Below are 8,079 nucleotides of genomic sequence, written 5' to 3'. Positions count from 1 at the left end.
AAGGTCAGGAGCCGGGGCGCAAAAGATTCCAGAGGGGAAGCAGGTCAGGCCGCGAGGTCGGGCGACGAGTCGAGAGGCGGGAGTGAACACCAGCAGACCAGAGACCGGAGCTGGACACGGAGCTGGACAGGTGAGTGAGGTCAGACCGTGAGACCGAAGGGGCGGAGCCGGACACCAGACACCAGGGCCGAGCGGGTGAGGCGCAGGTCTTCAGTCCGGGCACGGGGTCAACAACCGAAAAGATTCCCGAAGGGGGGGGCAGATCAGGGAGGACGGCACGGCAGCGGGCGGCGAGCGGAGAGGCGAGGCCACAGGAAGGCCAGCAAGGCCCCCCCGATAAGCGGAGTGGGAACGAGTTCAGGCCGGGCACGGCGAGGCCCGGAAACGGGCAGGCATGAGGCCGGGCAGAGCACGCGGGGCAGAATGAGCGGGCGACGTGGGAAAAGTTGGGGCAGGGCAGACAAGTGACGGGGGGAGAACACGCCCCCCTGGCTTGTGAAATTTTTCAAGCAAATACTCATGTATTCTTTCATTCTTTCATTTATAAAAATTCGCGATTGAAGTAGGATGGAAAGGCTCTTGCGACGCTCGGTGGGGAGTCAGCGTGGCGACATTGCACGGCGCACCCTGATCTTGGGCTAGATACTCTCTCATACACTCATACATTCATGAAAGAATTTGTTGAGTATTTTGCTGAGCAATTCTTTGCGCAAGGACTGTGTCCTCTCCGCCGTCTGCGATATTGATGTGGCAACCCCGCAGCTCAGCCGTAGCAACTACCTTGATAGGATTACTAGACTCACTCATATATTCTTTCACTCATTCTTTCACGAATGAAAAAATGACAACAGGAGTGTAAACATATAGACTTTCAGTATGGCAGCCAAGAAACCATTCGTTGTTGCACTCACGTCCCTCAAAGGTGGAGTGGGCAAAAGCACCCTCGCCGTCAACCTTGCGGGTGCACTCGCGCTTAAAGGCAAAACTGCCTTGCTGGACGCCGACTCTGCTATTCAGACCAGTAGCGGCTGGGTGCAGCGGGGAAACCTCAAGGTCACGGCCCTTAAAGAGGGTGAGGCGATTCCACAGGGCATCCGCTACCTGGTCGTAGACACGGAGGGCCGCCCAGCCTTGGACGACATCGTCAACTTGACCAAATCAGCGGATGTCGTTCTGATCCCCACGGCTCCTAACAGTGTCGAAGTGGAGGCAACTGGCCGACTGCTCACGCAACTCGTAGCCGCTGGTGGCGATATGGAGCGGGTGCGCGTCGTCATCACTAAGGCCCAGCCTGTGGGCACCGTGGGGCAGGCCGCACGCGATGAACTGCGGGCTGCCGGATTTCCAGTCTGTGAGACAGTCATCCGCCGTTATACCGCGCACGAGCGAGCGCATGAGCAGGGTGTACTGGTCAAGGACGCCTCCGACGCACGCTCTGAAAATGCCTGGGCTGACGTGCTGGGTCTGACTGTGGAGGTGTGCTGATGGCAACGCCCAAATCTCGTTTCAGCTCCTTTGTTACCGCTCCAAAAGACGTGCCAGAAGAGAAAAAACCAGCAAGGCCACAGAAGGACCAGGAAGCCCCCTCGGAAGTGTTGCCCAGTGTGTTGCCCCTCATGACAGCAATTCCGGCAGCCCCAGCTAAAGAAGAACGGCGAGCTTTCAGTACCCGAATCAAGCCATCCCAGAAATCAATGCTCGACGGGTACGTCATGGATCTCAAGCGGGCGGGGTGGCCCGTTAGCCAGGAAGCGGTGCTTGAAGAACTGCTCCATGCTTTGGAGAGAGATGAGGCATTCCGGGCAGAGGTGACCGCGCGGCTCATGAAAGTGGGGCGCTGATATCCTGCGAACCCTGTAGTTCTGCTAAGTCCTGTTAGCATAACCCTAGAAGTCATCTCACCAATTTCAAATATTCTGACCAGATTTTTCTATAAACTGGTTGAAACGGAGGTTCTATGACCAGAATCTGGAAATTGGAGGAAGCTAAGTCTCAACTTTCTCAACTGGTGCGTGACGCGGAACTGGAACCCCAGGTCATTACCCGTCATGGCAAAGCGGTCGCGGTGGTGAATGGTGTGAAAGAAGAAAGCGAACTTCCCCATAAGGTCAGTGCGCTGAGTGCCCTGCTGGGAAACTTCGATTTCAGCGATATGCCCGAAGAAGACCTCTTTGAACGTGACCGTACTTCAGACCTGCGGGATCTGACATTGTGACTCCAGTTCCCACAGTCAGGTTGCTTCTGGATACCAACGTCGTCAGCGAAGTGACCAGACCAAAGCCTTCTGCGAGCGTTCTCGCCTATTTATCCCTGTTGGAGCAGTCACAGACCTTTCTCAGTCTGATAACCGTGGGAGAAATCGAGCGGGGCATCTTGCAGGTAGAACACCCTGCCCGCGCCATCAAACTTCGCAACTGGCTCGATGGTCAGCTTTTGCCTCAGTACACTGGAAGGGTTTTACCACTCGATGAAATGGTGATTCGACGCTGGGGAGAACTGATGGCACTTCCTGCGGTAAGGGCACGGACAGGCTTAGCCATAGATGCGTTGCTGGCTGCTACCGCCAGTGTCCACCGACTGACTCTGGTCACGCGCAATGCGCGTGATTTTGGGGTATTCCCCATAACAACTTATGATCCCTGGGGGTATTCCGTTGGAGAACAGTCATCATGACCCTGGCAATTTACGAGGGCGACACTCTTTCTGGAGCCAGACGATGGAGTGAGCTGGAGACAGGGGAGAGGAGACGCCGGGCTGTCCTGGCCGCTCAGGGGTATGAGACTGGCGAACTGTGGTCTCTGACCGAGGCCTATACCTTTTTGTATGGGGGCGCTGGGGCTGGAATGTCTCCCCGAACAGCCCGTGCTTACCGTGAAGGAATTGTCCGCTTTCTGGCTCATGCTCAGCTTCGGACGGTCAATCTACTGCGGCCTGGGCGAGATGCTGGAGCCGTCTACGTCCGCAGTCTGGAAACGGAGGGACTCAAGCCTGCGAGTGTCCGCGTTCACCTCGCAGCGGCCCGTGCCCTGTTTCGGGCTTTGCGCTGGGCCGGGGTCACGGAGGCTGACCCTTTCAGCGATGCTCGGCCCATGAAAGATAAGGTGGCCGCATGGGATAAGCGGTCTCCCTACCCCGAGGATGAGGTTAGCGCTTTGCTGAGTCACGCTCCACTGCGTGACCAGGTGCTGATTTTGCTTTGTGCTCACGGCGGTCTACGAATCAGCGAGGCATTAGGCCTGAAATGGGAAGATTTGCAAACTCAGTCCTTGCTGGTGCAGCGGGGCAAAGGCGGGAAAAGTAGACGGGTAGTACTCTCTGGCACGCTAGTCGCCTCCCTTGCGGACTTTAGGCAGGGAAGGAGTACAGGGCTGATCATTGGGGGTACTCAGGAAGCGGCCCGCAAGCGTCTGGCCCGAATTGCGCGACTAGCTGGCGTGGAAAGCAAAGGCTTCCACGCCTTTCGGCACTATGCAGGTACAAAAATCGCTGGGACTCTGGGGCTGGAAGACGCTGCACGGCATCTCGGACATTCCAGCATTGAAACCACAAGGGTTTATGCCAAGTGGGCCGATACGTCGCTAACCAACGTCCTTAAGAACTGGTAGATCGCCTCTGCCGAACTCTCTGGCCACTAAACTGAGCCATATATGACAGACAGCGCCCGTAAAACCAGCAAAACCAAGTCCACGGCCAGCCTTGAAGAAGTCTTTTGGAATAACGCTGACCAGTGGAGTGAATCCACAATTCAAGTGCCGTAAGACAACCACTCCTCGCCTATACTTTTCTGGTTGTGTCCACGCTTACTGCCTCCATCAAACTCGGCTTTTCCGGCCACGAAACGTTCCCTTTCCGCTACGGCTGGTTACAAAAGGCCATGATCGGCGCAGGAGAACACCCACAGTTTTTCTCTCAGCCGCTGGCCCTAGTGGCTCTGGGGGTGGGAAAGAATATGGTGCAGAGCATCCGTTACTGGGGGGCGGCAACTCAGGTGCTGGAGGAAACTGGGCGCGGAGAAGTAGAACCCAGCGCCCTAGGGAAACTTCTGCTGAATGAGTGGGATGAACACCTTGAGGAAATAGGCTCGCTTTGGTTGATTCATTGGTGGCTGGTAAACAACCCCACGAAGGCAGCAACTTGGTATTACGCCTTTTTTGGTTATCCGCGTCGGGACTTTACCAAGGCGGAATTGGTCATGCAGCTTTCCGACTGGGCGGAGCGGCATGAGGCGAAGAACAAACTCTCAACCATTGAACGGGATGTGGACTGTTTTGTGCGTACCTACTTGCCTGCCAAGACTGCTAAGTCTGGTGTGGCCGAGGACTCGTTTGACTGCCCTCTAGTGGAGCTGGGCTTGATCCAGCAGTACGACGATGGTGAGCGGTACGGTTTCGTGTTTGGCCCTAAGCGTTCACTTCCCACCTCCATCTTTGCCTTCGCGCTGTTGGAATTTCTGGAGAAGAACGCTGGAGCGCGGCAGACTGTTCCCCTGCATGATGTGCTGTATGCCCAAGGCAGTCCGGGGCAGGCGTTTAAGCTGAACGAGAACGCCGTCATTGAAGCGATTGAAGCTGTTCAAGAGCTGACCGAGCAAGCCATTGAGATGGATGATACGGCGGGTTTGAAGCAAATTTACTTACGCCGGGAAGTGAATAAATTGGATATTTTGATAAGCTTTTATGGGAGTCAAGCGTGACTGCGCTTGCCACGCAGGAGCAGGGCGCTCCGGCCTCCCGTTACTTACGTTCGGTTCGGTTAGAAGCCGACATGCACGCAGAACACGCGCTGGATGGTTACATTATCACGCCACAGGTTAGATTGGTACTGAAGCGCATTGTGACGGCACTAAGAGTCGAGGGAACCGAAAGGGCATTGACTCTGACTGGGCCGTATGGAACGGGAAAATCTGCCTTTGCAGTTTATCTTTCCCGGCTGGTCAATGATCCCACAGGGGAAGCTTTCCGCATGCTTCAGAAGGTGGATGGGTTACTTGCCAGAGATGTCAGCGGAGTATTGTCCCGCCCCCTGCTTCCTGTGCCGCTGACCCTGCGCCGCGCACGATTGAGTGTGCTGCTGTTGGAAGGCTTGGCTGAGGCTGCCGCCTCGTTCAGCAAAGGGAAAAAACTTGCTCTGCGCTTACAGCAAGAGCTGCTGGCGGCTGAGAACGGCTTTGATTCCCGTACGGTTTTGAAAGCAGTTGAGGAACTCAAGGAGGCCGCGTTAGAAGGCGGCTTCGGCGGGTTGGTCATCATTTTCGATGAATTGGGCAAGGGACTGGAATTCGAGGCCCGCTACGGCAGTGATGACATTTACCTGCTGCAAGAACTTGCTGAAGTAGCAGCTCGGAGCGGTTCTACGCCTCTGCTGTTCATTGGGGTACTGCATCAGGGTTTTGAGCAGTACGGCGAACACCTGATGGCCTCGGCCCGCAAAGAGTGGGGCAAAGTACAGGGCCGTTTCAGTGATGTGGCCTTCTTAGAGCCCCCCGAGCAACAAATGCGGCTGGCGGGACAGGCCATTGGGGCGCTGCAACCGCAACCTAACAAGAAACTCCGCGAACTGGCCCAAAAGGCCGCTCAGGGCCTTATGGAGCTGCAACAAGTTACAAAGACCATAGGTGCGCTGGCTGGTGACGCAGCACCATTGCACCCCACGACTCTGATTGCCCTGCCTTTCCTGTTCAGGCGGTTCGCACAAAACGAGCGTTCTCTGTTCGCCTACCTGCTCAGTGGTGAGCCACACGCTGTATCTGCCCTGTGGGCCACTCGCAAAAATCAAGAATTAATCCGCTTGGCCGACCTCTTCGATTACTTTGTAGAGAATCTGCTTCCCAGCCTCTCACGGCACCTGTTTGCCCGCCGATGGATAGAGGTGCTAGACGCCGTGCAACGTCAGCCCGACTTGGCCCCAGGCGATATTCAGACCCTGAAGACCATTGGTCTGCTTGGCATTCTGGGCGACATGGGTGCACTGCACGCTACGTTCGAGTTGATTTGTGTTGCCCTACAGGATGAATTAGATAGTTCCGAAGTCCGTGCCTCGCTAGAGCGCCTGCATCAGCAATCGCTGATCGTTTACCGCAACTACAACAGCACCTACCGCATCTGGGAAGGCAGCGACATTGATGTAGAAGCCATTCTTGAAGAGGGCCGCCGGACCGCCAGCGCCAGCCTAGCCCTGTCCGAAATTCTGGAGAAACACTTGCCCCGCCGCCCACTGGTGGCCCGCAGGCACTCCTTTGGTATAGGCACCCTGCGTTACTTTGAACTGCATTACGCTGACACGCCCGGCAGCGTGAAGGCTATCAAACCCGATGCAGGCGGAGAAGGTGTGGTGCTGTGCGCCCTCCCCGGCAACTTAGAAGAAGCAGAGGGCTTTAAAACCTGGGCCGCCAGCCCTGAAGTGACCGAGCGTGAAGACCTGATCGTGGTCATTCCACAGCAATTGGAGACCCTGCGCGAAGCCGCCATTGAAGTTCGCGCACTGCACTGGCTGAAGGAAACCACTCCTGAACTTCGGGATGACCGCGTAGCCCGCCGCGAAGTGGCTGAACGCCTCGCACAGATGGAAGCGTTACTGAGTAGCAATGTGGAGCAACTCCTTGACCCCCGCCCGCTACCAGAAGGAAGTCAGGCCTCTTACTGGTACACCGGCGAAGAAATGGACATTCCCACACCACGCTCCGCCGTGCAATTCCTCTCCGAAGTTCTGGACGGCCTTTATAACGAGTCGCCGCGTATCTTGAACGAACTCATTAACCGCCGCAACCCATCGTCTGCCGCCGCTGCTGGACGCCGAACCTTGATCGAGGCCATGTTCGACCCCGAAAGGCGTCACCGCGAAAGACTAGGGATGGACAGCGATCACTTCATGCCGGAACGCAGCATGTACGAGAGCATTCTGCGCGAAGGCCAACTGCACACGCCCGTTAATCCCTACGATGAGGCGAGCGAATGGCAATTCGTTGACCCGCCTAAAGAACACCCAACCAACCTAACCCCCGTCTGGAACGCCTTGGCTAACGCCATTTTCACGGCCACGCAGCCCCTGAATGTTGCCACGCTGTTCCAGCAATTGAACGGCCCACCTTACGGTCTCACGGCTGGACTCTTCCCCATTCTCCTTGCGGCATTCATGCAAGCGCACCCAGACGAAATCAGCTTCTACCGCGACGGTAATTTCGTCCCTGAACCTGGCATTGCTGATATGGAAGTCCTGATGCGCCGCCCCGAACTGTTCGCCGTCATGGGCAGCGAACTTAAGGGCGCACGCGCCGCCGTGATTCAACGCATGGCACGCGGTTACAACACCGAACCCGCCCTAGTCCCTGTTGTCCGTGCTCTTTATAAAGGCGTGAAGAGTCTTCCCGATACGGCCCAGCGCACCAAACGCCTTCCCGAAGAAGTCCTTCGCCTGCGTGATAGCTTCAACCAAGCCCGTAGCCCCGAACAACTGCTGTTCCAAGACATTCCCGAAGCGCTCGGCCTGCCACCTCTGACTGATGCGGACGCCGACGAACAGCAAGTTGAAACGTTCTTCGATGCGCTGAACGCAGCCAACACCAGTTGGGCCGAACATGCACCCAAGCAAACCAATCAGGCCCGCAGCACCCTGCTCAACGCCCTAGGCTTCTCACCCAATAAGCAGGGGTGGCAAGAACTTATTGCTCAGGCTCAAGAACTACAGGAGCGCCCGCTCCCCACCAGCCTAATTCCCCTCATTAACCGACTCAGCGCCACAGGCGACCAAGCCAGCGTGCTAGACGGCGTGTTGGCCCTAATTGCCGGACGTTCACCACGCTCTTGGACGGATGCCGACGCTGAGCGCTTCCCCACCCAAGTCACCAAAATCGCCCAAACCTACCGTGCCGCCGCCGAACAACTCGGTCACGCCACCCCCGACGTGGAAAAACAGAAAACCCAGTACGCCAAGCACCTTCAAGAAACACTGAGGCCCAAGACCCTCAGCCAAACGGACAGAGCCGCCTTGCGACTGGCCCTCTTGCAACTGCTTCAGGAACTCGACGACACGCCCGACACAAATCAAGCCTAAGCACACGCCACAAGTGGGCCGTCAGGGTAG

The 8,079-nt window shown here is 56.6% G+C and carries 7 protein-coding genes; all 7 read left to right on the top strand.

The genetic code is table 11. The annotated features are described in order from the left end of the window. The first annotated feature begins 876 nt into the window (after window positions 1-876). Complete coding sequence (locus QZ269_RS10920) at window positions 877-1,485, top strand: ParA family protein (RefSeq protein ID WP_291426740.1); 609 nt, start codon at window positions 877-879, stop codon at window positions 1,483-1,485. After that, window positions 1,485-1,841: a hypothetical protein gene (locus QZ269_RS10915; protein WP_291426739.1), complete on the top strand. Its 357-nt coding sequence runs from the start codon at window positions 1,485-1,487 to the stop codon at window positions 1,839-1,841. The genes QZ269_RS10920 and QZ269_RS10915 overlap by 1 nt, the downstream gene beginning before the upstream one ends. 116 nt (window positions 1,842-1,957) lie before the next feature. Continuing rightward, a complete protein-coding gene (locus QZ269_RS10910) occupies window positions 1,958-2,215 on the top strand; it encodes a type II toxin-antitoxin system Phd/YefM family antitoxin (RefSeq protein ID WP_291426738.1) in 258 nt (85 codons plus the stop codon). A gap of 20 nt (window positions 2,216-2,235) precedes the next feature. Continuing rightward, window positions 2,236-2,673 carry a type II toxin-antitoxin system VapC family toxin gene (locus tag QZ269_RS10905; protein ID WP_291426737.1) on the top strand — a complete coding sequence of 146 codons (438 nt, stop codon included), beginning with the start codon at window positions 2,236-2,238 and terminating at the stop codon, window positions 2,671-2,673. Next, complete coding sequence (locus tag QZ269_RS10900; protein WP_367272278.1) at window positions 2,670-3,605, top strand: tyrosine-type recombinase/integrase; 936 nt, start codon at window positions 2,670-2,672, stop codon at window positions 3,603-3,605. Before QZ269_RS10905 ends, QZ269_RS10900 begins: the two co-directional genes overlap by 4 nt. 185 nt (window positions 3,606-3,790) lie before the next feature. Beyond that, window positions 3,791-4,693 (top strand): DUF4007 family protein, encoded by a 903-nt coding sequence (locus QZ269_RS10895; protein ID WP_291426735.1) that lies wholly within the window; start codon window positions 3,791-3,793, stop codon window positions 4,691-4,693. A gap of 317 nt (window positions 4,694-5,010) precedes the next feature. After that, the gene (locus QZ269_RS10890) at window positions 5,011-8,049 is read left to right on the top strand and encodes a hypothetical protein (protein WP_291426734.1); all 3,039 of its coding nucleotides are present in this window, start codon (window positions 5,011-5,013) and stop codon (window positions 8,047-8,049) included. The last annotated feature ends 30 nt before the right edge of the window (window positions 8,050-8,079 follow it).

The sequence above is a fragment of the Deinococcus sp. genome, from assembly GCF_018260405.1.
GTDB lineage: Bacteria > Deinococcota > Deinococci > Deinococcales > Deinococcaceae > Deinococcus.
The sequence above is the reverse complement of the archived record's forward strand: the minus strand, read 5'-3'. Positions and strand labels throughout refer to the sequence as shown.